This window comes from Grimontia hollisae CIP 101886, from assembly GCF_000176515.1.
GTDB classification, from domain to species: domain Bacteria; phylum Pseudomonadota; class Gammaproteobacteria; order Enterobacterales; family Vibrionaceae; genus Enterovibrio; species Enterovibrio hollisae.
This window is the reverse complement of record NZ_ADAQ01000005.1, coordinates 13,320-37,792: the sequence shown is the minus strand read 5'-3', so window position 1 is coordinate 37,792 and position 24,473 is coordinate 13,320. Positions and strand designations below refer to the sequence as shown.

21 protein-coding genes and 1 pseudogene are annotated in these 24,473 nt (G+C 49.1%); 7 read left to right on the top strand and 15 right to left on the bottom strand.

What is annotated here, in order from left to right:
• Window positions 1-20: 20 nt before the first annotated feature.
• A pseudogene (locus VHA_RS00445) lies at window positions 21-635 on the bottom strand (IS982 family transposase); the annotation flags it as partial.
• 510 nt (window positions 636-1,145) lie between these two features.
• On the opposite strand from VHA_RS00445, the gene VHA_RS00440 reads away from it, so the two are divergent.
• Window positions 1,146-2,276: an ROK family transcriptional regulator gene (locus tag VHA_RS00440; protein ID WP_005500750.1), complete on the top strand. Its 1,131-nt coding sequence runs from the start codon at window positions 1,146-1,148 to the stop codon at window positions 2,274-2,276.
• A 66-nt stretch (window positions 2,277-2,342) separates the two neighbouring features.
• Here VHA_RS00440 and VHA_RS00435 read toward each other — a convergent pair whose 3' ends face one another.
• The gene (locus tag VHA_RS00435; RefSeq protein WP_040527900.1) at window positions 2,343-3,509 is read right to left on the bottom strand and encodes an anaerobic sulfatase maturase; all 1,167 of its coding nucleotides are present in this window, start codon (window positions 3,507-3,509) and stop codon (window positions 2,343-2,345) included.
• Between the two features lie 125 nt (window positions 3,510-3,634).
• The gene (locus VHA_RS00430; RefSeq protein WP_005500745.1) at window positions 3,635-5,299 is read right to left on the bottom strand and encodes a sulfatase family protein; all 1,665 of its coding nucleotides are present in this window, start codon (window positions 5,297-5,299) and stop codon (window positions 3,635-3,637) included.
• A gap of 363 nt (window positions 5,300-5,662) precedes the next feature.
• Here VHA_RS00430 and VHA_RS00425 point away from each other — a divergent pair, with 363 nt between their 5' ends.
• From VHA_RS00425 to VHA_RS00410, 3 genes are all read left to right on the top strand, one after another.
• Entirely contained in the window at window positions 5,663-6,052 is a 390-nt protein-coding gene (locus VHA_RS00425) for a Tn7-like element transposition protein TnsE (protein WP_040527898.1), read from the top strand.
• A 486-nt stretch (window positions 6,053-6,538) separates the two neighbouring features.
• Complete coding sequence (locus VHA_RS00415; RefSeq protein WP_005500743.1) at window positions 6,539-6,910, top strand: helix-turn-helix transcriptional regulator; 372 nt, start codon at window positions 6,539-6,541, stop codon at window positions 6,908-6,910.
• 225 nt (window positions 6,911-7,135) lie between these two features.
• Entirely contained in the window at window positions 7,136-7,501 is a 366-nt protein-coding gene (locus VHA_RS00410; RefSeq protein WP_005500742.1) for a helix-turn-helix domain-containing protein, read from the top strand.
• Between the two features lie 50 nt (window positions 7,502-7,551).
• Here the strand turns inward: VHA_RS00410 and ilvA are convergent, their stop codons facing one another.
• The 5 genes from ilvA to ilvG are packed head-to-tail and all read right to left on the bottom strand — an operon-like array spanning window position 7,552 to window position 13,830.
• Window positions 7,552-9,114: a threonine ammonia-lyase, biosynthetic gene (gene ilvA, locus VHA_RS00405; RefSeq protein ID WP_005500741.1), complete on the bottom strand. Its 1,563-nt coding sequence runs from the start codon at window positions 9,112-9,114 to the stop codon at window positions 7,552-7,554.
• 2 nt (window positions 9,115-9,116) lie between these two features.
• Entirely contained in the window at window positions 9,117-10,958 is a 1,842-nt protein-coding gene (gene ilvD, locus VHA_RS00400; protein WP_040527894.1) for a dihydroxy-acid dehydratase, read from the bottom strand.
• 21 nt (window positions 10,959-10,979) lie between these two features.
• A complete protein-coding gene (locus tag VHA_RS00395; protein ID WP_005500739.1) occupies window positions 10,980-11,915 on the bottom strand; it encodes a branched-chain amino acid transaminase in 936 nt (311 codons plus the stop codon).
• A gap of 23 nt (window positions 11,916-11,938) precedes the next feature.
• On the bottom strand, window positions 11,939-12,187 hold the full coding sequence (ilvM, locus tag VHA_RS00390) for an acetolactate synthase 2 small subunit (protein WP_005500738.1): 249 nt from the start codon (window positions 12,185-12,187) through the stop codon (window positions 11,939-11,941).
• Window positions 12,184-13,830: an acetolactate synthase 2 catalytic subunit gene (gene ilvG, locus VHA_RS00385; protein WP_005500737.1), complete on the bottom strand. Its 1,647-nt coding sequence runs from the start codon at window positions 13,828-13,830 to the stop codon at window positions 12,184-12,186. The genes ilvM and ilvG overlap by 4 nt, the downstream gene beginning before the upstream one ends.
• Before the next feature lie 468 nt (window positions 13,831-14,298).
• Here ilvG and VHA_RS00380 point away from each other — a divergent pair, with 468 nt between their 5' ends.
• Entirely contained in the window at window positions 14,299-15,825 is a 1,527-nt protein-coding gene (locus tag VHA_RS00380; protein ID WP_005500735.1) for a YifB family Mg chelatase-like AAA ATPase, read from the top strand.
• Window positions 15,826-15,942: 117 nt separating this feature from the next.
• The gene (yihG, locus tag VHA_RS00375; protein ID WP_005500734.1) at window positions 15,943-16,857 is read left to right on the top strand and encodes a 1-acylglycerol-3-phosphate O-acyltransferase, YihG family; all 915 of its coding nucleotides are present in this window, start codon (window positions 15,943-15,945) and stop codon (window positions 16,855-16,857) included.
• 62 nt (window positions 16,858-16,919) lie between these two features.
• Here the strand turns inward: yihG and VHA_RS00370 are convergent, their stop codons facing one another.
• The 6 genes from VHA_RS00370 to VHA_RS00345 all read right to left on the bottom strand — a co-directional run bounded on the left by VHA_RS00370 (window position 16,920) and on the right by VHA_RS00345 (window position 22,119).
• Complete coding sequence (locus VHA_RS00370) at window positions 16,920-17,522, bottom strand: thiol:disulfide interchange protein DsbA/DsbL (RefSeq protein ID WP_005500733.1); 603 nt, start codon at window positions 17,520-17,522, stop codon at window positions 16,920-16,922.
• A gap of 35 nt (window positions 17,523-17,557) precedes the next feature.
• Window positions 17,558-18,544 carry a serine/threonine protein kinase gene (locus tag VHA_RS00365; protein WP_005500732.1) on the bottom strand — a complete coding sequence of 329 codons (987 nt, stop codon included), beginning with the start codon at window positions 18,542-18,544 and terminating at the stop codon, window positions 17,558-17,560.
• Between the two features lie 100 nt (window positions 18,545-18,644).
• Window positions 18,645-20,072, bottom strand: coding sequence for a cytochrome c oxidase accessory protein CcoG (ccoG, locus tag VHA_RS00360; protein ID WP_005500731.1), 1,428 nt, complete (start codon window positions 20,070-20,072; stop codon window positions 18,645-18,647).
• Window positions 20,073-20,328: 256 nt separating this feature from the next.
• Window positions 20,329-20,595: a YihD family protein gene (locus VHA_RS00355; protein ID WP_005500730.1), complete on the bottom strand. Its 267-nt coding sequence runs from the start codon at window positions 20,593-20,595 to the stop codon at window positions 20,329-20,331.
• 91 nt (window positions 20,596-20,686) lie between these two features.
• Complete coding sequence (locus VHA_RS00350; RefSeq protein WP_005500724.1) at window positions 20,687-20,866, bottom strand: hypothetical protein; 180 nt, start codon at window positions 20,864-20,866, stop codon at window positions 20,687-20,689.
• 227 nt (window positions 20,867-21,093) lie between these two features.
• Entirely contained in the window at window positions 21,094-22,119 is a 1,026-nt protein-coding gene (locus tag VHA_RS00345) for a GGDEF domain-containing protein (protein ID WP_005500722.1), read from the bottom strand.
• A gap of 219 nt (window positions 22,120-22,338) precedes the next feature.
• Here VHA_RS00345 and trhA point away from each other — a divergent pair, with 219 nt between their 5' ends.
• Window positions 22,339-22,995, top strand: coding sequence for a PAQR family membrane homeostasis protein TrhA (trhA, locus tag VHA_RS00340; RefSeq protein WP_005500721.1), 657 nt, complete (start codon window positions 22,339-22,341; stop codon window positions 22,993-22,995).
• Window positions 22,996-23,027: 32 nt separating this feature from the next.
• Here the strand turns inward: trhA and VHA_RS00335 are convergent, their stop codons facing one another.
• On the bottom strand, window positions 23,028-24,473 hold the full coding sequence (locus VHA_RS00335; RefSeq protein ID WP_005500720.1) for a TrkH family potassium uptake protein: 1,446 nt from the start codon (window positions 24,471-24,473) through the stop codon (window positions 23,028-23,030).

Genomic DNA, 24,473 nt, shown 5'->3' with positions numbered 1-24,473 from the left:
TTAGTTAACCTCAGATCTGGTTAAGCCAGCATCAAACCATTACTCTCTAACAGCTCAAGCTCTTGAGCTGTTAGATCTAAGGAAGGCTTAGTATCCTTCAGACAATAAGCTATTAATCCTCCAATTAAATTCAGCATGAATCCGTGGACACTGTGATGTCTTGAATGCTCGATGTAAGATATATTCTTTAACTGATCATTGACTGTTTCAATGATGAAGTGCTTTTTGAGCAGCGCTCGGTCCCATAAAGAACTAAACTTCTTTTTCATGTTCTTACGGATTGTTTTAATAAGCTCAATTCCTTTATCCAGCAACTCTCCGCTAAGTGCTTTACTAATATATCCCTTGTCACCATATAGTTTACCGAAGATAGAATCAGCCATCTCTGCTACTGGCTGCCTGTCATCAACGTTTCCCGTCGTTAGTTTTAGAGAAACAATCTCACTCAAGTGATTGATTATCAAGTGAAGCTTAAAACCGAATGACCAACCCATCGTTCCTTTACCGTGTTGGGCAATCCCCTCAAATACTTTATTTCGCTTTGCTCGGATAATGTGGCAACCCCCGATTTTAGTTGAATCCACAAACTGAATCCCCGTGGGTTTTCCAAGCTTGGAGGTCAGATAACTGCTTATGCCATTACTCAATGAAGAGTTTGCAGAAATCATCGACATCACAAAAGGTTTCAATTAACTTGTCCATGCTCGTCCCTTGTTGGTCTTATCACTCTTGGTCGAATGATCTGATCGTGGAACGAGCACTTGGTTCCTTTTTTGTGCTAATTTCTTATCCAGAACTCAGGTTAGTTAATCCCGAAAGGTGGAGCCGTAAAACAAGAGACTGGGATTATATCAGCGAAGTGTTACTCAACCCGGAAAAGCAAGCTGCGTGATCTTTTTGTTATTATAATGTAAAACTGGCGACAACTAGCTTGAAAAACAGCGGAAATGACTGATCGTAATACTCTGAAATATGCAATAAATGATTTTATTTCATTTTTATAAACAGGATACTGAATCATAGTCATGCTGGTCATACTCTAGTCAGTATGCTTCTTGAAATAGCTTAAGCCTTTCGTACGAAAGATACGGCTATTCATAAATTAGCTTATTAAGTCTGTTTAAAATTATACTACAGAGGATGTAATGCATTATTTTAGCAAAAGCGAAGCAGTAGTGCTTAACCTTCTGATTGAAAAGGAAAGTTTATCAAAAGCAGGTGTGGCATCGCAATCAAATTTAAGTAAGCCTACGGTTTCTAAGGTGATTGATTCGCTGTGTGCAAGGAAGGTGTTGCTTGAGCAAAAAAAAGGCAGCCGTATGCTCTACAGTATTAATGGCGGTTTTGATAATGTGCTGTCGGTAGAAATCAACGCGACGCTTATCCGTTTTGCAGTTTTCGACTTTACGCTGACACTCAAATACTCGACTCAATTTAACAAGTACACCACCAAAGTTCGAGAAGCGTTTTTTAATACGCTTTGTGACGATATTAAAGCCTTCGTCAAGCAAGCCGGAATCAATAGCCAAACAATGTTGGTGAGCGTGGCTACCGCAGGGGTTGTGGATTCTTTATCCGGTCAGATCATTCAAGGGACCGCCAATTTCCCTGAATGGCAGGATTTTAACTTAGTGACCGAGATGTCGAGCCGTCTATCATGCCCCGTTATTGTCGAGAATAACGTGCGCTCTTATTTGATTGGTGAATGTTCATTACACCGTTTTAGTGACAATAATAACGTGGTGGTCATTTGCTTAGATGCCGGAGTAGGGTCGGCGATGTTGTGCTCAGGGAAGGTGCTCAGAGGCTCAACGAATCGCGCCGGTGAAATCGGGTTTATGATGACCTCACGCGAGAGCTTAAGCAAACCTTGGGCAGTGAGGGGCGCGTTAGAAGAACACTGTTCGCTCTCGGGGATGAAATCTCGCTATGAAATTATGACTGGTAAGGAACTATCAACAGGGAAGATCTTCGACCTGATAGAGCAAGATGATCTGCAGGCGGATCTGTTGTTCAGTGAGTTTATTGATTATTTATGTATTGCCATCATTAATATTGTGTCGGTAACGAATCCAGAAAGGATTATTCTTTACGGCGAGACATGTAAATACCATTCATTTTTCTTAGACAAGATAAGAAAGATATTGCAACTGCAAAAGATAAGTGTCGATATTGATATTTCAACGCAACCCGGAGTGATGGCGACGCTGGGGGCAGCAATTTTGGGCTACAAAGTAAAATACCCTAGCTTAAATCACGTAAATATCGAAATATAGGGAGATATTCAAAAACGGGCACGAAAGCGCCCGTTTTTTGTTCCATGACTCGATTGTAACTCTCTATTAATCTTCGATAAGATGGGCAATTTTCTTGATTTCTGTGGCAGGAAAACCGTCTTCCATCAGCGACGCCATCGCATTTAAGTACGGAACCATTTTGCCAAACAAGTGTTTGTACCCTTCACAGAAGTAAGACACGCCTGCGCCTTTCCCCACGTTGACACGATGTTTAGGACAGCCGCCGTTACAAATTGGAAGGTAGTGACAACGTTGGCATTGTGGCGCTAATTGACGTTTGGCTTTAGACACTTTCTCACCAAACAACCCATCTAGCCCCTTATCTATGTTGCCCATGGCGAATTCAGGATAAACAAAGTGGTCACACTCGTACAAAGTGCCATCGGCTTCAACCACCCATTCTTCACCACAGTTTGGTTTGAATACACAACTGGTGTGTCCGTTACCAACATAGCAGCTGACAAAGGATTCAAATTGGCGAATAAAAATCTCGCCAATGTCATGTTTTATCCACTGTTCGAAAATGTGTGCCATAAATTGGCCGTAGGCCAATGCGGGGGTAGAGAAATCACAAACACCCGAGGGTTTGTTGTCGTCCACGAGCCAAACGGGGATCGATTCCTCAGCAAAGGTATTGGTTTCTAATAGTTCGATAAACTGGAAATGCTTTGTGCCCAATGTTTTTAAAAATTCATAGACGCGCTTAGGATGATGCACGTTAATGTTATTGATGACGGTAATCGTGTTGTAAGCAACCTCATGTTTATTGAGGATCTCGATCCCTTTCATTACCTTGTCAAACGTTCCTTTGCCTGACTTAGACACTCGATAAACATCATGCAGCTCTTTCGGACCATCAATAGAGATCCCGACAAGAAAATCATTACGTTTAAGAAACTCGCCCCATTTATCATTCAGTAAAATACCGTTGGTTTGAAATGCATTATGGATTGTTTTTCCAGCGGCATATTTTTGTTGCAACTTGACCGCTTTCTCAAAAAATTCAATGCCTGCTAGAGTAGGTTCTCCTCCTTGCCAAGTAAAATACACATCGTTACCGCTACGACGAATGTAGTGTTTTACAAACGATTCGAGAGTTTCATTGGACATGAAAGGCACATCTTTATGGAAAAAGGTCTCTTTCTCCAAGTAAAAGCAATAGTCGCAACCAATGTTACACGTATAGCTCGTCGGTTTTGCTGTAATATGCATAAGTTCTCCAAAAAAGGGCACGGGTGTGCCCCAATTGTTTCCCCCAGTCACATGAAGTGGCTGCGTTCTATCATAGTGCAATCGCGTTGCGATGACGTGTTAAGCCACTTCAAATCTTGTCGAGATTATTTTAACGTCGACATAATGTTGTCGTATTTCTTGTGGTTTACTGTGTTGTTAGGACGCTTGCTTTCACGCGCAAACTTCAAGATTTCGGCTTTCAGTTCTTCAATCACTTCTGGCTTATCGTCAGCTAGGTTGTGTTTTTGAGCAAGGTCATCCAGTGCGTACAGACCCATTTTTTTATCTTCAAATGTATATATTAACGCGTAGTCGTTGGTGCGAACACTCCAAGAGAATTGGCTTAGATCTTCTGTGTTCGGGTTGAACGGGTATTCGTCAGACTCTTTACGTACGTACTTGTGGTAACCATCCCAGAAAGGAATGTTCTTCTCATCAAACCAATGTGAGTAAGAGGTGATCCAGTGCAGTGCTTTATGTGCTTCTTTATCGGTTTCGCCTTTTAAGTTGGGCAGTAGCGACACACCGTCTAGGTTCTCGGGTACTTCAATTCCCGCTGCATCCAATGCGGTTGGGTAGAAGTCCATCGCAGAAACAAGCTGTTTGAACTCTTTGCCGTTCGTTTTTTGCAGTTTGCCATTCCACCAAATGAACATTGGTGTATGAGTACCACCTGCAAAAGTTTGCGATTTATAACCTTTTTGATCACCGTTTAATGGTAGTGGACCATCAATAACCGCGCCGTTATCTGATGTGAACATGATCAATGTATTGTCGTATTGACCGTTTTTCTTCAGTTGCTCAAGCAGGCGTTTCACACCTTGGTCAACGGCGTAAACAGACGCATAGTAGTTATCTGCGGTTTGGCTACCCGTGTTGAATTTATCTTGGTACTGGCTTGGCGCAGGATCATCGTTTGGAAGGTGCGGCGCGTTGTAGGCAAGGTAAAGCATAAACGGTTCATCGATCGCTTTCGCACGGTTTACGACGCCAATGGCTTCGTCGGTAAACTGATCGGTGATGTAACCTTCAGCTGGGACATTCACACGGTTTTTGAATAGTGTTGGTGAGTTGTAGTACGCCACACCAGAGCTATGGAAGCCCATGAAGTAGTCGAAACCACGGTTTTGTGGTTGCCACGGTTCACCCGAGTAAGTGATGAAGTTGTCGTGGTAGTCACGGGTTTGTTTCTCTTTTGGTACCGGCACATTACTGATTTTTGATAGGTGCCATTTACCCACCGCTGCGGTGTAGTACCCGTGGTTCTGGAAGAGCTCTGGTAAGAACTGTTGATCAAGAGGGATACCGTCTTGCGCGTCAGTGTTTGAGTAAACACCAAAACGAGCAGGCGCTTTACCTGTCATTATTGCTGCACGCGAAGGACCCGATACACCGTGTGCCACGTAGCCATTGATGATTTTAACGCCTTCATCAATGAGTTTTTTAAGTGTTGGTGTGGATTTTTTCGCTGCTTCAATCGCTTTGTCGACAGAGATTTTGTAGGTTTCTACCACTTCTCTATTTTGTAGATACTTGTCGTCAAACGAACGCTCATCAAAGTCCATCTGGCCGTAACCTAAGTCATCCACAGTGATCAGAATAACGTTTGGCTTGCCAGCAGTGGTGTACTCTTTGATTTCGATATCAGAGAAAGCTACATTTGTTTTAGTTGCTTTCAGATCCGTCTTATCAGCAGAGATTGCCGCGGGACTTAAAACCATCCCTGAGATAGCTACAGCAATACTATATTGCAAAAAGTTACGCTTCATTGTCCATTCACCTTTATTATTAAATGAAATATTTATTTTATGATGGAAAATAAATAATTATGTGATGAAGGTATTGAGGTATGAATCAATGAAAAATTAAATACTTCCTTTACAAAGAACATGGCTCTCGAGCGCATATAAATCAAAAAATTATTTTTAGCTCATTGTGAAAGAACATATATGTGATCAAGACCAATAAAATTGGTAAAGGGATCTTAAAAATTGAATCTAAGGTAAAGTAGAATAAACGTGTGAGCAAAGTTTTTAAGTTGTTACCAAGGTGTAAAAATGGTGATAATTTGCTTGATGACAACGGAAATGACTATTCGGAATGCTTCGAAATATGCAATGAAAGAATAGCTGATGGAGGTATTCACCGTTAAGGTTCAAACACTACAAAACGCATTTACAGAAAAATTGACTGAGAGAATCGGTGCGAACGCTATGCGCCGGTTTACCCCTTACGTGCAGGTGTATCATTTTGTTGAAGTCGATACCTCTGATGCGAAAAATTCGATATCGACCATGGTTCTAACGTTAAAAGATAACAGTACATTACTTGAACAAATAGCAGAGTTAGAAATTCGGTTACTTAAGAAGTCACTAACTTGGCCGCGTGATTACATCTCGCTAATTTGTGGAGATGGTAATTTCAAGGGAATCTCTCATCCTCCATGTAAACACAAAGGCTGTATCGATCCAGCCGATATTGATAAGTGGGCTGGATGGTTTATGGGATGGTTGGATAGTTAGTATGATACTTTAATACTTAATTTTTATGGAGTAGAGTCATTTATTTCGATTTAGTATGATACTTTATTATTATTTCGAGGATCGAAATCTCTTATTGAATAAGGCTCCATAAGTTTTTTAGTATGAAACTTTATTCCTCTCCCACAGTTGATGTCGGTAGACATTAAAGTCTGAAACTTTAATGTCCTCCGACAGTTGAAAAAGGAGCTGTATGGCTCCTTTTGTCTTTTTTATGAGATAAAAATCATCTAATTTGCTTTTTGCAAATAGTGGGGAAGTACCAGGATTTGCATTTTGCAAATCATTTCGCATTCATAATAAGACATGCAGTCCAGAAATGTTAACACTCCAATGTATGAACAACCTAATTATTTGATATTTAATATTTATTTTAATGTCTAAATAGTTGGCCTGCATTGTGCATATTGTCGATAAATAGCACAACTAAACATAAATCACAGCGCTGTAAGTCGTAGGGAGTGAAGTATGATCGACTCGAAAGCACAAGTAGCAAAACGTATTAAGGAAGCACGTGAGTGGAAAGGGATCACTCAGGTGAAAATGGCTAAACTCTTGCAGGTTGCGCGTCAGACCTATCTGGATATTGAAACGGGCAAGACTGAGCCCCGTGTCCGCATGTTGTCAGAAATTGCTGAAATCACTGAACGTCCACTGGTGTGGTTTGTTTATGGCGATGCGGATGTTGAATTGCACGATGTGCAGTACAAACAGGATGTGAACCGTCTGTTGGAGCATTTCTCTAAACTGCCTCATGAAGCACGCACTGCCATTTTGAACCAAAGCGTCAACATGGCGTCATTCCTGGTTAATTACTCAAAATCGGCGCAACGAGGTTAAGCACTTACTTACTTGGCAGGCGTCATCAGGCCTTGCCTGCCAAAATGGGTATTGCGTATTTTCCTTGTCATCTGGCTTAGGCAACAGTTGCCCTGATTCACACTTCAACAACGCTTTACATGTGTCGCTAATCCCCCTGTGCATAATGCAGGATCTAGCAGTAAAGTGCGTCACAGTGAACAGAGATAAGAGCCTGTAGCTGGGCGCCGAGTTGTGGGGCAAGCGATGTTGATTGTCAAAGCTCATGTTGCACAGCGCATCAGGGAAGCGCGGGAGTATCGGGATATCACTCAGGTAGAAATGGCGCAGCATCTGGATGTTGCACGTCAAACCTATCTGGATATTGAGTCCGGTAAAACAGAGCCCAAAGTGTCTTCCCTGGCAACCATTGCTGATGTAACCGGTCGTCCGTTAAATTGGTTTTTATTCGGCGAAAGCACACGAAGTGATATCGCGTTTACGCACAGGGATGATCTTAATACCCTGTTGGCGCTGTTCAGCCAACTACCTGATTCTGCACGTAAGCTTGTGATGGATCAGGCGTTGCTGCTGGCACAATATATGATCAACATGGTGTCGCGGGATAAATAGAAATAATAAAAAACCAAAAAGCCCAGTGTTTTCGCTGGGCTTTTTGTTGTTTACGGGTTTTTGGCAAGAAAGAATTTGTAGGACGGGTTATCTGTTTCATCCTTCCAGGCATAACCAAGTTCGCGAAGATGGGCAGTAAAAGACAGGATATCTTTGTCTTCAAGTTTAAAGCCACACAGCACACGGCCATAGTCGGCGCCGTGGTTGCGATAGTTGAAGATACTGATGCTCCAGTGGGTGCCCAGCGTGTTGAGAAAACGCAGCAGGGCGCCTGGGTATTCCGGAAACTCAAAACTGTAGAGACGCTCTTTCATCGCCTTCGTCGGGCGCCCGCCAATCATATAGCGAATGTGGACTTTCGCCATTTCATCATCAGACAGATCCTGTACGGGATAGCCGCCTTTGCGCAGATCTGCAATGATGCCATCAAGCTCGTCCTGTCCGGTTTGCAGGCGCACACCGACGAAGATATTGGCCAGGGTGTCATCACTGTACCGGTAGTTAAACTCGGTCACTGCCCGCCCACCCAGGATTTTACAGAAATCAAGGAATGCACCGGTGCGTTCCGGAATGGTGACAGCCAGCAGGCCCTCACGCTTTTCACCCAGCTCTGCACGCTCTGACACGTAGCGCAGGCTGTGGAAATTGGTGTTGGCACCAGAAAGCACCGCCGCCATCTTTTTCCCTTTGAGCTGGTGTAACTCGGTATATTTCTTTAATCCCGCCAGGGACAGGGCACCGGCGGGTTCTGAAATTGCCCGGGTATCTTCGAAGATATCTTTCACTGCCGCGCAGATCTCATCGCTCGATACGGTGATGATGTCATCAAGATGCTCCTGACACAGACGGAAGGTCTCATCGCCAATGCGTTTGACCGCCACACCATCAGCGAAGGTGCCAACATTGTTGAGGGTGACTGGCTCTCCGGCATCCAGTGCTGCTTTCAGGCAGGCTGAATCTTCAGCCTCAACGGCAATCAGTTTTACCTGTGGCATCAGTTGTTTGACGATAACGGCGACACCGGCAGCGATACCGCCGCCACCGACCGGCAGGAAAATATAGTCCAGATGGCCATTTTGTTGCAGCATTTCCATGCCCATGGTGCCTTGTCCTGCAATGACCAACGGATGGTCAAAAGGAGGGACAAAGGTGTAACCATGTGCTTGTGCCAGCTCCACGGCTTTGGCTTTGGCTTCGTCAAAGTTATTACCATGCAGCACCACATTGCCACCAAATCCGCGTACTGACGCAACTTTGATATCCGGGGTGGTAAGCGGCATAACAATGGTAGCGCTCACGCCAAGCTTGCTGCCGGAAAGCGCCACACCCTGAGCATGGTTTCCGGCAGACGCGGCAATAACACCGGCTTGTTTCTGGACGTCGGTCAGCTGCGCCATCATGTTATAGGCGCCGCGCAACTTGAAGGAATGCACCGGCTGGCGATCTTCGCGCTTGAGCTGGATGGTATTGCCCAAACGCTGAGAAATCCGCGGCATGTCCTGCAATGGGCTGACAATGGCTGCCTCATACACAGGGGCGCGCAAAATATCACGCAGGTAATCGGCATTGCTGAGCGGTGCAGGGTCACTGTGAGGTTGGCGGGCCTGACTCATGTTCACTCCTCCAGTTTGCTTTTATCGCGAACGGCACCTTTATCTGCGCTGGTTGCCATGCTGGCATAGGCTTTCAGGGCAAAGGAGACTTGGCGCTGGCGGGACGCAGGCTTCCAACCTTTGTCGTTTTGCTCCACGCGGCGCTCAGCAAGTTCGCTTTCATCCACTTCCAGCACAATAGAGCGGTTTGGAATGTCGATAGCAATAATATCGCCCTGTTTCACCAGACCAATGGTGCCGCCGCTTGCTGCTTCCGGAGAAACGTGCCCGATAGACAGCCCACTGGTGCCGCCAGAGAAGCGACCATCGGTGATAAGGGCGCAGGCTTTACCTAAGCCCATGGATTTAAGGTAGGTGGTCGGGTAGAGCATTTCCTGCATACCCGGGCCACCTTTTGGTCCTTCATAGCGGATAACCACCACTTCACCGGCTTTCACTGCGCCACCGAGGATACCGTTGACCGCATCTTCCTGGCTTTCAAACACATGGGCCGGGCCACAGAAGGTCAGGTTTTCTTTTTCTACGCCTGCGGTTTTTACGATGCAGCCGTCAACAGCGATGTTGCCTGTCAGCACTGCCAAACCGCCATCCTGACTGTAAGCGTGTTCTTTGGTGCGGATGCATCCTTCAGCGCGGTCGTCATCTAGACTCTCCCAGCGGCAATCCTGTGAAAATGCCTTGGTGGTACGAATACCGGCAGGACCTGCGCGGAAGAAAGTTTTCACCTCTTCGCTGTCCGTCACAGCAATGTCGTACTTCGCCAGGGTATCGGCCAGAGTTTCACCCAATATATTCGGGACATCGGTTTTCAACAGGCCCGCACGATCAAGCTCGCCCAGAATGCCCATCACGCCACCGGCGCGGTGCACATCCTCCATGTGGTATTTCTGGGTTGACGGCGCGACTTTACAAAGGTGTGGCACCTGACGGGACAGGCGGTCGATGTCTGACATGTCAAAGTCGATTTCCCCTTCCTGAGCAGCTGCCAGCAGGTGAAGGATGGTGTTGGTGGAGCCACCCATGGCAATATCCAGCGCCATGGCGTTTTCCAGGGCGGCTTTGCTGGCAATGTTACGTGGCAGGGTCGATGCGTCGTCCTGCTCATAATAACGCTTGGTCAGTTCGACAATGCGTTGGCCTGCGGTGATAAACAGCTGTTTACGGTCAGCGTGGGTTGCCAGCATGGAGCCATTACCCGGCTGGCTGAGGCCAAGGGCCTCGGTCAGGCAGTTCATCGAGTTGGCGGTAAACATCCCTGAACACGAGCCGCAGGTTGGACACGCTGAGCGTTCGATCTGTTCGCTTTGCTCGTCAGACACATTAGGATCGGCACCCTGGATCATTGCATCTACCAGATCCAGTTTCAGGATCTGATCCGACAGTTTGGTTGTGCCTGCTTCCATTGGGCCGCCGGACACAAAGATCGTAGGAATATTGATGCGCATCGAGGCCATCAGCATCCCCGGGGTGATCTTGTCACAGTTGGAGATGCACACCATGGCGTCCGCGCAGTGGGCATTGACCATGTATTCCACCGAATCGGCAATCAGTTCACGTGAAGGCAGGCTGTAGAGCATGCCGCCATGACCCATGGCGATACCGTCATCAACGGCAATGGTGTTGAATTCTTTGGCGATACCGCCTGCGGCTTCGATTTCCTTGGCGACCAGCTGGCCAAGATCTTTAAGATGAACGTGGCCGGGGACAAACTGGGTGAAGGAGTTCACCACGGCGATGATGGGTTTGCCGAAATCTTCATCTTTTACGCCGGTGGCGCGCCACAGGGCACGGGCACCGGCCATATTCCGGCCATGGGTGGTGGTAGCTGAACGGTACTTAGGCATTTCCTTATTCCTCTAAGCTGCTTATTTGTCGGTTGGCGAGACCGGATCCAGCCATCCCCATTTATCTTCTGTCTGGCCATTGAACAGGCCAAAGAAGGTGGCTTGCACTTTTTCTGTGATCGGACCGCGTTTACCTTCTCCCACAGTGATCTGGTCTACACTGCGTACCGGCACAATTTCCGCTGCAGTGCCGGTCATAAAGACTTCATCCGCCAGATAGAGCGCTTCGCGCGCAATGTTCTCTTCACGCACTTCATAACCCATGTCTTTGGCAAGGGTCATGATGGAGTCGCGGGTGATACCCGGCAGAATGGCACTGGTCGCCGGAGGCGTTGAAATAACACCGTTTTTCACCACAAACAGGTTCTCACCGGCACCTTCCGACAGGTAGCCGTCAACACTCAGTGCAATCCCTTCTGCATAACCATGGCGACGGGCTTCGCCACCCACCAGCAGGCTCGACAGGTAGTTACCACCGGCTTTTGCCGCAGTAGGGATGGTGTTGGGCGCGGCGCGGTTCCAGCTTGAAATCATGGCATCGACACCCTTTGCCAGGGCATCTTCACCGAGGTAAGTGCCCCAGCTGAAGGCGGCGATGATGAGGTCCATTTTGGTATCCGGTGGCGGGCATACGCCAAGGCCGACATTGCCGACAAACCCAAGCGGACGGATATAGGCTGAGCTCAGGTTGTTGGCACGCAAGGTTTCGCGGCACGCTTCCATCAGTTCATCCACCGAGTAGGGGATCGGGAAGCGGTAAATCTTGGCGCTGTCTTTCAGGCGCTGCATGTGCTCGCGGTGGCGGAAGACCACAGGACCATTGGGAGTGTCGTAGCAACGAATCCCTTCAAAAACGGAGGTGCCATAATGCATAGCGTGAGTCAGTACGTGAACGGTGGCATCTTGCCATGGGATCAGTTCGCCATTTGACCAGATATAATCCGCTGTATTTGCCATTGTTATTAATCCTTTTTAACGCATTACTGTTGTTCTAGCGGGAGCAGACGTACGCGTGAGACATCCCATAATTTGTCTAACTGGCTTTGAAGGTTGGCGATCGGGCGATCGCTCTTCACCTGCAGAGTAATTTCGACCGCATTGCTGTCGCCAATGTGGTGCATATCGAGGCTTGTCAGGCGGAATCCGCGGTGACGGACAATGCGAAGCAAGCGTTCCAGCAATTCTGGCTGGTCGTCAGCATTGATAAGCAGGGTGTGTGATTGGCTCATGTACGCTCCAACATATCCTGGTTAGCGGCACCGGGTGGAACCAGTGGCCATACGTTCTCTTCCTCTGAGATAGCAACATGCAGCAAGTAGGCGGTGTCACTGGCCAGCAACGCCTGCAGGGCAGGAAGCACTTCGTCTTTGCGGGTAATGGTTTTACCCGGAATGTTAAACGCTGATGCGAGTGTCACGAAGTCCGGGTTATCTGACAGGTTGGTTTCGCTATAACGCTCTTCGAAGAAAAGCTGTTGCCACTGGCGAACCATCCCCAGACGCTGATTATCCAGCAGCACTATCTTAACCGGAATACTGCGACGCTTCAGGGTGCCAAGTTCCTGAATGTTCATCATAAATGAACCATCACCCGACACTAACACAACTTCGTCATCCGGACGCGCCATTTTCGCGCCCATGGCAGCGGGCAGACCAAAGCCCATCGTACCGAGCCCTGCCGAGGTCAAAAGGTTCTCCGGACGGCGCGGCTCAACGTGTTGCGCGACCCACATCTGGTGCTGGCCCACATCTGTCGCCACAACCGTAGAATCCGGCATGAGGTCAGAAAGCTGTTTGAGCAGGAGCGGCGCAAAGATGGCGTCCCCCGGGTGGTCGTAGCGCCAGCCAAAATCGGCTTTCATGGTCTGCACACGCTGTTGCCAGTCATGAATGTCCGCGGGCTCTCCCAGCTGCGGCAACACTGCATTCAACTCGCCGCGCAGTGGCACATTGGCACGGCGAAGCTTGTTAAATTCGGCGGCATCGATGTCGATATGGATAACTTTGGCATGGGGTGCAAAGGTATCGAGCTTACCGGTGACGCGATCATCAAAGCGGGCGCCGATGGCAATCAACAGGTCGGACTGTTGCACCGCAAGGTTGGCTGCCTTGGTGCCATGCATCCCGAGCATGCCGAGATAGTAAGGATAATCTTTATCGACTGAGCCCAGCCCTTTCAAGGTACTGGTAGCTGGGATCTGGCTGTGGTCTAAAAACTGACGCAGGGTATCGGTCGCATGGGCAAGCTGCACGCCGCCCCCCACGTACACTATGGGTTGTTTGGCTTGTGCGATAAGGGCGTTGGCTTCCTGCAACAACGTTTCAGACACCTCAGGTACAGAAGGCTGAGGTGTGATAGCCATGAACGCTTCCTCGATGTGGGCAAGCTGAACATCTTTGGCGATATCCACCAGCACGGGTCCCGGACGACCTTCTTTTGCCACAACAAAAGCTTCTGCCAGCGTTGATGCAAGTTTTGAGGTATCCGTTACCAGAAAACTGTGTTTGGTACAGGCAAGGGAAAGACCGAGAACATCGACTTCCTGGAAGGCATCGGTGCCAATCAGAGGGCTGGCGACCTGGCCGGTAATGGCGACGACGGGCACAGAGTCCATCATGGCATCAGCAAGGCCGGTGATAAGGTTGGTGGCGCCGGGACCAGAAGTGGCGAGGCAGACACCGACACCACCGGTAGCGCGCGCATAACCGATCGCGGCCATGGCAGCCCCCTGTTCATGGCGACAGAGGATATGGTCCACACCGCCGTCATAAAGGGCATCGTAGACAGGCATGATTGCCCCGCCCGGATACCCAAAAATGGTGTTTACACCTTGCTTCCTTAAGGCTTCTACCACCTGTTGTGCACCTGTCATTGTGACCTCCCGTGACATCCTGTCTGGGCGTGTGTCTGCCCTGCTTCCTGAGACAGTTCCATACCGCGTTTTCCTTTTGCGTTTTGCAACCCGGGCATTAACCCTACATCCAAATGTGAAAAAAGCCCCCGGACCTTTCGATGCGGGGGCTGGTTGCGATGTTTGTGTGCTATGTTCTCGCCGTCGCTGCCCCTCGCGGTAGTACCACCACGATAATTGAAATAATAATAATTAGGGTGCGAGATAGGTGATTCATTTTGTCTCTTTTTTCACCGATTTTGTCGACGGCGTATGTTCAAGTCAACGTTTGTTTGCACAGATGTTGTTCACTCATAGTGGTATCACAGACTTCTGTCGCATGACAAGCAAAAACTGACCAGATTTTCCAATTTCCGTACCGTAAAGCAGTAATACTATTCGTTTATGAATCTAACTTTCTGATAATTAAATAAATAGTAAATCTGTCTTATGAATCTTGCCATTATTCAAAGCCGCGCCTGTGTTGGCGTTGAAGCACCACAGGTGACCGTAGAAGTACATATCAGTAACGGGCTGCCAGCATTCACCCTGGTAGGGCTTGCTGAAACTACGGTCAAAGAGGCGCGCGACAGGGTACGCAGCGCGATTGTGAATGCCGGTTTTGAATTTCCGGCAAGGCGGATTACGGTTAACCTGGCGCCAGCCGACTTGCCAAAAGAAGGGGGGAGGTTTGATTTACCTATCGCCCTTGGCATTCTGGCGGCGTCCGGGCAGATACCGATGACCAGACTGGATCGCCATGAGTTTGTCGGAGAGCTGGCATTGTCAGGTCAACTGAGGTCGGTAAAAGGGACATTGCCCGCCGCTGTTGCCTGCCGTGATGCGGGGCGCAGTCTGGTGGTGCCCGATGAAAATGGCGGACAGGTCGCACTGGTGGGTAGAGATGTCCATGTGTCTGCGCCGGATTTGGTGTCTGTTTGCCGCCATTTATGTGGACAGGGCAGCCTGATGCTCAATGAACTCGAAGCGCATGATATTGCACCCATAGTCCCAACCCGCTGTATGCAGGATATCATTGGGCAGCAACAGGGAAAGCGGGCACTGGAGATTGCCGCCGCCGGGTCCCACAACCTTCTTTTCCTTGGCCCGCCAGGCACAGGTAAAACCATGCTGGCCTCACGCATGGCCGATCTTCTGCCGCCAATGAGTGACAAGGAAGCACTGGAGACTGCCGCGATTACATCGCTGACCGAGAAACCGTTGCATGAAGGAAACTGGCGACAGCGTCCATTCCGCACACCGCATCATTCCAGCTCTATGGCGGCGCTGGTGGGAGGCGGCTCGACACCAAAACCTGGTGAGATTTCTCTGGCCCACAACGGCTTGTTGTTCCTTGATGAAATGCCGGAATTTGAGCGCAAGGTGCTGGATTCCCTGCGTGAGCCGCTGGAATCCGGTGAAGTAGTGATCTCCCGTGCTAACGGTAAAACCTGTTTCCCCGCCCGTTTCCAGCTTATTGGTGCGTTAAACCCCAGCCCAACCGGGCACTACGAAGGCCAGCTTGCCCGCTCCAATCCCCAGGCAACCCTTCGCTACCTCAACCGCCTCTCTGGTCCTTTTTTAGATCGTTTCGACCTGTCTATCGAGATACCGGCGCTACCGCGTGGCACTCTCACCGAAGGGGGCGATCGCGGGGAACCAACCTCTGTGGTGAAAGCCCGGGTGAATAGAGCCCGGGCGGTGATGCTTGCACGGGCCGGAAAAGTGAACAGCCAGCTTTCGAGCCGTGAAATTGAAACCTACTGCCCGCTGGACAAAGCAGACGCAGATTTTCTTGAAACTGCCCTGCACCGTCTGGGGCTTTCTATCCGTGCTTACCACCGGATCATTAAAGTAGCACGTACTATTGCGGACTTGTCCGGCGAGGAAAATATCCAGCGCGGGCACTTGGCAGAAGCGCTGGGCTACCGTTCGATGGACCGGTTGCTCAAACAACTGACAGCCATGGCAAGTTAGGAGGGGCAGCGTTGCCTTACTGATGCAATCGCTTTTAACTGAATGGTGTTTTTTATTCCTGCGCCGTATCATGGCGTTTGAATAACGACTTCGTGAAGACGCCGTAGGACCAAGACTTTGTTACTATTTTTGAATGCATTTCTGGTTAGCCTGAATACTGCGTTTTGGTCAGTGCTGATCTGCTGCTTGGCCTTGATCAAAATATTGTTCCCTATTCCATCGCTGCAACGGGCTGTCAGTTGGCTTTGTAATGGCATGATATGGGCATGGGCGACTGGTAACCTTCAACTCCTGAACCTGACTTCTGACGTGGAATGGGACATTGAGGGCGGAGAAACGCTCAGTAAAGAAGGGTGGTATCTGCTGATTTGCAATCACCTCAGTTGGGCCGATATCGTGGTGATTTTTTCCGTATTTCGCAACCGCATTCCCATGGCTAAGTTCTTCCTCAAGCAGCAGTTGCTGTATGTGCCGTTTCTTGGCATGGCGTGTTGGGCGGTGGATATGCCATTTATGAAGCGCTACTCACGCCAATATTTGCTCAAGCACCCGGAAAAGCGTGGCTGCGATCTGGCCACCACCCGCAAATCCTGTGAACGCTTCCTCCATACTCCCACCACGGTGGTCAATTTTGTGGAAGGCACCCGCTTTACCGATGAAAAAAGACGCCAGACACGCTCGCCGTATCAGAATCTGTTACCGCCGAAGACCGGCGGAATCGCCTATACATTGGGGGCGATGGGGGATCAGTTTGATGCCATTATTAACGTAACTGTGGCCTATCCGGACAACCGGTACCTGCCGTTTAGGGATTTGCTGGATGGAAAGATGAAAAGAATTGTGGTGCGTATCGACACCCTTCCTGTTGATGACAACGTCGCAGGTGATTACTTTAATGACAAAGCATTCAAGCGGCGTTTCCACCAGTGGCTAAATGGCATCTGGCAGGAAAAAGATAAGACACTGGAGAGTATCTATACTGGGCAACCAGTGGTAACACCGGTGGTAGCACAGGAAGAGTCAACGGTTTAACAGGAAAAGGCAGTAAAAAAGGGCTTTAGAAGCCCTTTTCTCTTGATGGTCCCTGGTCCCACTCATTGGGTCAGAAGGAAGTTCACCAGTGCAAAGTAGTCTTCTTTAGTTTTGATAGTCTTGGGTGTGACATGGTACTTGCCGTTAACGATGACGGCGGGTACACCACGTAAGCCTGAATCACTGAACGCTTTGTCGAAACGGTTAGCCATCGCATTGGCTGCAAAGCTGTTGTAGGTACCGTCGAACTTCTCAGCATCCACCCCTTCATCGATAAACAGTTGGCGTAGCTCTTCCTGATTGCGTGGTGGCTTTTGCATCAGGTGGATACGGTTAAAAATCACCGGTACGATTTTGTCTTCCACGTCCAGCATCATAGCCGTGGCGTAAGCTTTGCTCAGTGCGCTACCCATGTTTCCGCCCATGAAAGAAACGTGATTTTTGGTAAAGCTTGTATTGTCTGGCGTATTTTCTTTCAGCGCTTCCATGAGAGGTTGGCTTTGAAAGCAGTGCGGACAGTAAAACGAGAAAAACTCGGTCACGGTCGGTGTGTCGCTTTTTGGCAGATCCAGTACCTGATAATCTTCGCCTGCCTCGAAGCGTGCAGCCTGCGCTGAGAAGGCCAACATGGCGGCTGCCGCCACAGTAAACAGTTTTTTCAACATTATTTATTTTCTCCCTGAATTTGAGTCGCGGCAATTTACCATTGAGGTGCCAGAGTAAGTGGTGGCTCTTCAAGGGCTGCCAATTGTTCTTTAAAGGCGAGTACCTGATTTTCCCAGTATTTTGCCTCAGCAAACCATGGGAATGCACGTGGAAATGCCGGGTCTTCCCAGCGTTTTGCCAGCCATGCCATGTAATGTACCATTCTCAGACCGCGCAACGGCTCAATAAGTTGCAACTCATTGGCGGGAAAATCGTGAAATTCTGAATAGGCATCGGAAAGGGTATCCAATTGGGCGAGTTGGTCAGCCCGATTGCCGTTTAGCAACATCCAGATATCCTGTATCGCCGGGCCATTACGCGCGTCATCCAAATCAACAAACATCGGGCCGTCGCGCCAGAGAATATTGCTGGGGTGGCAGTCACCATGCAGCCGCAGTGTCGTCATCTTGCCATTCCAGCGTTGTTTCAGTGTCTCAATCAGGCGGTCAAGATCAGCAAAGAAGGCATTTTCGAGATGCGTGGGGATGAAACGGGAATTTTCCAGCGTTTTTCGTGGCGTAAAAAGGTACTCTTCAAGGCTGATAGTCGGGCGGTGGATGAAGGGCTTACTGGCACCGACTTTATGAATTCGCCCCAGGAAGCGACCCACCATCTCAAGCTGATCCCAGTTATCCACTTCGAAAGTGCGGCCACCGACGCTTGGAAAAACAGCAAACAGATAGCCGTCGAATTCGAACAGGGTTTCGCCGTTGATGTTCATAGGCGCCGCGACCGGGATCTCGGCTTCCGCCAGATCGTTGGCAAACGCATGCTCTTCGAGAATTTGCGCGCGCGTCCAGCGCTGCGGACGATAAAATTTGGTCACCAGGCGTTGGCGTGCCTCATCCTGAAACTGGTAGACCCGGTTTTCATAGCTGTTCAGTGCCAGAAGGCCTGACTCAGGGCGGATGCCGACAGATTCCAGTGCATTGATTAAGGTGTCGGGCGTGAGATGTTCGTAGCTAAATTGGGCGTCGCTCATAGGTTCACAGCGTCAAGGGATAAGGCTATTGATGGTAGCAGAGTTTTGGGCAGGAGATAAAAACGGGCGTAGGGTATCGCCCGTTTATTCGAAAACTGACTTACATCTTGCTGATAAAGCGGCTTTCGGTTTCAATCACTTTTTTGTCCTCTCCGGAGTGGCGCTCCAGCACAAAAGTGATGGTCGTTACTGGGGTTGTGAGTTCATAAGGATCGACTCCAAGGCTGATAGGCAGGGTGAAGATTTCACCGGCGCTCAAGGTGACTTGTTGTTTCCCGTACCACTCGACACCGTCCAGACCTTTAACACTCAGGGAGTAGGTTTCCGGAGACTGGGTTTTGTTGAGAATTTTCAGGGTATAGGTGTTCTCAATTAATCCTTCACTGTTGGTTTTAAACAGTTGGGTGCGGTCACGGATCACGTCCAATCCCATTGGCTGGACCGCTGAAAGTAGCATAAAGAAAATGCCCAGCATCGCCATCATCACCACGCCATAACCGATAAGCTTCGGTCTGATGATATCGACGTTGTGGCCTTCCAGTTTGTGCTCTGTGGTATAGCTGATAAGGCCTTTGGCATAATTCATCTTACTCATGGTTTCATCACAGGCATCGATACAGGCACCACAGTTGATGCACTCGTATTGCAGGCCGTCACGGATATCGATACCGGTCGGGCAGACCTGTACACAGAGATTGCAGTCAATGCAGTCACCCAGCCCCATGGTTTTGGGGTCAGCTTTGCGCGAGCGGGGGCCTCGTGTTTCACCGCGTTTGGCGTCGTAGCCGACAATAAAGGTATCTTTGTCAAACATTGCTGACTGGAAACGGGCATAAGGACACATGTGGATACAAACGATGGAACGCATCCATCCTGCATTGGCATAAGTGCAGACACTAAAAAACAGCACCCAAAATGCAACCCAGAACTGGCTGTTAAAGGTAAAAAAGTCGATAAAAAGCGTTTTTGCTGGCACGAAGTAGCTGACAAATGTGAGGCCGGTGAGTAGCGCCACAGCAAACCAACATAAATGCTTGATGACTTTTCTGATTGCCAGGTCTCTGGTGAGTGGCATTGAGTCCTGCTTTCTCCGCTTGTTGGCGGGCCCTTCAAGCTTTTCCTCAAACCAGATGTAGATGAAGGTCCACACGGTTTGGGGACAAAGATAGCCACACCAGACGCGTCCTAAAAAAGTGGTAACAAAGAAAAGGCCAAAGGCGGCGATCATAAACAGTGTGGCTAGCAGGGTCAGATCCTGGGGCCAGAGGGTGGTGCCGAAAAAATTGAATTGTTGTTTGCCAATATCCAATAGGATGGCCTGACGGTCGCCATAAGGGATCCAGGGCGTCAGTAAAAAAAGCAACATAAAGAACCAACCCATTTTACGACGCAGTTTTTGAAACGTCCCGGTCATTGCGCGCACATATATACGGTTACTGGGATTAAAGCGGTCGCCACTGGTTTTGTGGGTTTTCGGATTGAACACGTTGGGAGTGACGTTTTTGACGTCTATTTTATCCTTGCTCATGACATCTGCATTCCTTGGGCCTAGTGGGGGTTTCCCGCACATTGCTGACACTGATACATTGCCAGTGCCTTTCGTCGACTAACTCAATAGATAATGATAGACCGAGGATTATATCTGAGGAGTAGAGAGTAAATCTGTGCGTGTGGTGGAAAATCAGTTGGGCCGCGATGTGATTGGGTATAACAGTGAATTGTTTTGGAAATAAAAAAAGCGAAGTGGTCCACTTCGCTTTTCCATCCGGCGTATGACTCCGTCATTAGCTGATAATGCCACGGGCGCGTAAAATGGCCGTTTTGAAGTCGTCTTCGCAGTCTTTTGCCAGACCCGGAATCATTTCGTCTTTCTGGCTGTTGCGCATTTTCAGGTGGTAGATCAGTACGTCATCGGTCAGGTCTTCAAGCTTACCTTCATAGCCCGCTTCTTCTGCCAGCTTGCTGATCATTTGCAGTAAGTTCAACTCAGGCTCTTTTTGCCATTCAGGATGCAAAAGTTCGATAAGTTCATTCACACGATGACATTTCATTGAAGACTCCCAATACACCTTAACGTTGTTGTGATTTATCTATTTATTACAGTACCAGATTCCCGTAGGCAGACCAATCTGTCAAACGTCATCATGCGGCTTTGCCTTTTTGCGCGTTGGTCATGGCAGGCGCTGAACGAACCAGCTTGAGTTCTGGGGTGTCATTCGACTCCGTATGGGTTTTGTTTTTGAACGCCGGTGCAAAAAAGTGTGCGCGCATGCGTGAAGGTGTACGGGTGACACGGACAGGACGAACAGTAACTGGACGCATTGTCAATTCTCATCAGTTTAGTTGCGCATCCATGACAGGGTTCTTGGGCAGAGTGGCGTCAGAGGTTCCAATGGCTGCAAGCCTTACTGCGTGTTCACTCTGGATTCGCAGGGTGCGAATGCGCGCGGATAATAGCAGGAAAGAAATGATGAAAAAAGCAGCAGATAAAAAATAATTCGTGCTAGAACCCGGGGAATAAACCTGCCTGTGCATTTTTCGTCTTGCCCTTATGTCACAGGCATGACCCGGTTTCGCCCCAGTTTTTTTGCATCATAAAGTTGGGTATCGGCACGACTGATAAGGTCGCGGATGCTTTCGCCATGTTCAAATGCTGCCACACCAATGGAGATCGATATGTTGTCGAGTTTCTTGCCGGTTCTTTTGTCTTTGAGGGCGAGCTTGTCGATGGTAGCTCGGATGGTTTCTGCTACACGGCATGCGCCACTTAATGGGCGGTTAGGGACTAACAGCGCAAACTCTTCCCCGCCATAACGGTACGCTTTAATGCCATCCCGGCAGTAATCAGAAAGGCGTTTGGCAGTGAGTTTTAATACTTGATCGCCCATCAGGTGACCATAAGTGTCATTAAAACGTTTGAAGTGGTCCAAGTCACACAGCAGTAGGCTGAATCCTTTCGGTGGTGGGGTGGCTACCAGAGCTTCAAGTTCAGCATCAAGGGCACGGCGGTTATAGATGCCTGTCAGCGCGTCGTGTAAGGCTTCCTCATTAGCTTTGTGGAGGGTGTCTTCCAGCCTGACGATCTCTTTTTGCGCCTCGGCGAGTTGGTTTTTAAAAAAGTCGGTGGATTGGCGAAGCGCATTGGAGTCCTTCATGGCCTTTCTGACGACCGCCACGGTCTCTTCCATTGACAGGGCTTCTTCATCCACGCGGGCTAACTGGGAAAAGGTTTTGTCGAGCGTTGACTGAAAGGTATCGGTGTCTTTTAGGGTATCTTCCATGGTGCTACCCATTTCGAGTGCCAGCGCCTGAAGGCCTTGCTGAAACTCGTCCAGCTCTTTCACTTTTTCATCGGCGACATGGGCGCTGTAGAGCTCTTCGCAGCGAGTGGTACTGAGTGTCCCTGTTTCCCTGATAGATGCATCAATTTTTTGGGACAGTTCGGTATCGGCATTGGCGACATAGGTATACCAAAGTGCATAATTTGGCGGTGTCGCCGGTACCTGATACTTCATCAGAAGAGGAACAACTTTCTTTAAGTATCCTGAGCTTAGCGCAAAAATCTCTTTTGACATGGCTGGCTGGTTCTCCATTCTTTTACGAAGGCAAAAACACCGTCGATTACCAGTCTAATAATCTTAGTCTGAAATTGATGCTTTGCGGTGCCAGCATGATAAATGTTGGGTATCTGCATCGTGCCAGTCTTGTAATAATTTAAGCTTACACGTGTACGCTTAAATGTGTCATACTCGTGACTGGACTATTTAATGTTCTCACCATAAGGATTGAGTTGCATGACAACAGTGGCCTCTGTGTATCAATACTCTGCCAGGGAAGAGCTCGCCAGCAGTGTCAGCCATGGACTGGGGGTAATCTTCGGTATCGTGGCGTTGGTGATGTTGCTGCTGAAAGCCGGGGATGCGCATGCTGATGCGCTCAGTTTCGCCAGCTACAGCGTGTATGGTGCCAGTATTATCCTGCTTTATCTTGCCTCCACGCTATATCACTCAATCCCCTATGCCGGTGCCAAGCGGGCACTGAAAACCTTTGACCACTGTGCGATTTACCTGCTGATTGCCGGTACTTATACCCCGTTTATGTTGGTCAGCCTCCGGACGCCATTGGCGTTTTGGGTAATGGCGCTGATATGGGGCATTGCACTGGTGGGAGTGATCCTGAAGATTGCTTTTGTGTACCGGTTTAAATCGCTGTCGCTTACTATTTATCTGGCGATGGGATGGTTGTCACTGGTGGTGGTGTATCAACTGGCACAGGTGATGCCGGTAGCTGGTATGGTACTGCTTGGATTAGGGGGGCTGGTTTATTCCTTCGGGGTGATTTTCTACGTTAAGCGCAGTATTCCCTATAACCATGCGATATGGCACCTGTTTGTTTTAGGGGGCACTGTGTTGCACTTCCTGGCAATTTACTGGTATGTGCCACCGGTATAGCTCACACCAGTACTACTTACAGAGTGGCGCGCTTAGTCGCGCCAGAATACCGGAAACAAAAGCACCAGCACCGTCAGGATTTCCAGCCTTCCCATCAGCATACCGATACTCAGCACCCATTTAGCAGTATCCGGCAGACCGGCAAAGTTCCCCGTTGGCCCAATTATGGTGCCCATGCCTGGGCCCACATTGGCAACCGCAGTCATAGCCCCCGTCAGGCTGGTAATGCTATCAAGCCCTGTTGCAGCCAAGACCAGGGCAACCACCAGAATCGTCATGACATAAGTGATGGCGAAGGCCACAACTGAGCGCACAATCTCTTCATTGACCGGACGTCCATTGTAGCGCTGGATAAACACCCCGGATGGGTGCACCAATTGCTGGATTTGCTTTTTGAGCAGCGCCATCGCGATTTGGAACCGAAAAATTTTTGCACCACCGGACGTTGATCCCGAGCACCCCCCTACCAGCAACACGAAAGCGAACACCACTGAGGCAAAGGGCCCCCAGGCGGTGAAATCATCCAAGCCAAACCCGGTGGTGGTGACCACAGACACGATGTTGAACATTGATACCCTGAGCGCATCCGCCATGGCGTAGTTTTGGGTTAGCACCAGCCAGGTTGCCACCATCAATGATGCTATCAGTACCAGATAGGCGAAACCACGCACCTGAGCATCGTCGAGCAGCATTTTGGGCTCACGGCGTCGGAGGGCATTGATCATCAAAAGAAATGGCAGGCCTCCGGCAAACATAAACAGGGTAGCGACCCAGTGAGCGGCATGGGTAAAGCGGTTCATTGAGCTGTCTGACGTGGAATAACCGCCAGTCGACAGGGTTGTCATGGCATGGTTGACTGCTTCAAAGGGTGTCATGCCGGTTAACCAGTACGCGATGAAGCAAAGTGCAGACAGTGAGACGTAAACCTTCATGATGCTGATGGCGACATTCTTGGTGCGTGGACTGGATTTGGCTGACCAGTCAGAGGATTCGGTCTGGAACAAGCGCATACCGCCGACGTTCAGAAACGGCAGAATGGCCACGCCCATCACGATAAACCCGACGCCACCGAGCCATTGCAATATAGAACGCCACAGCAGAATGGACGGTGCCATGTTGTCGAGCCCACTCAGTACGGTTGACCCTGTGGTGGTAATGCCGGACATGGTTTCAAAATAGGCATCGGTGAAGCTGATATGGTTAATGAACACAAACGGCAGCGCGGCAAAGGCACTGGCAATCAGCCATACCAAGGTGGTGATAACAAACATATCACGGGCATTGAGGCGGAACGCATTGGTCTTACCGAGGGTTAAACAGGCAAACGCAGCGACATGGGTGAGGATGACTGCCAGGCCAAAATCAAGAAAGCCGGGAGTGCCGGTAAAAAATGCGGTGAGGGTTGGTATGTACATAAACAGGGCGATCTTGGATAAGACCAGCCCTATCACGAACAGTACCGGCTTGACGTTAATCAT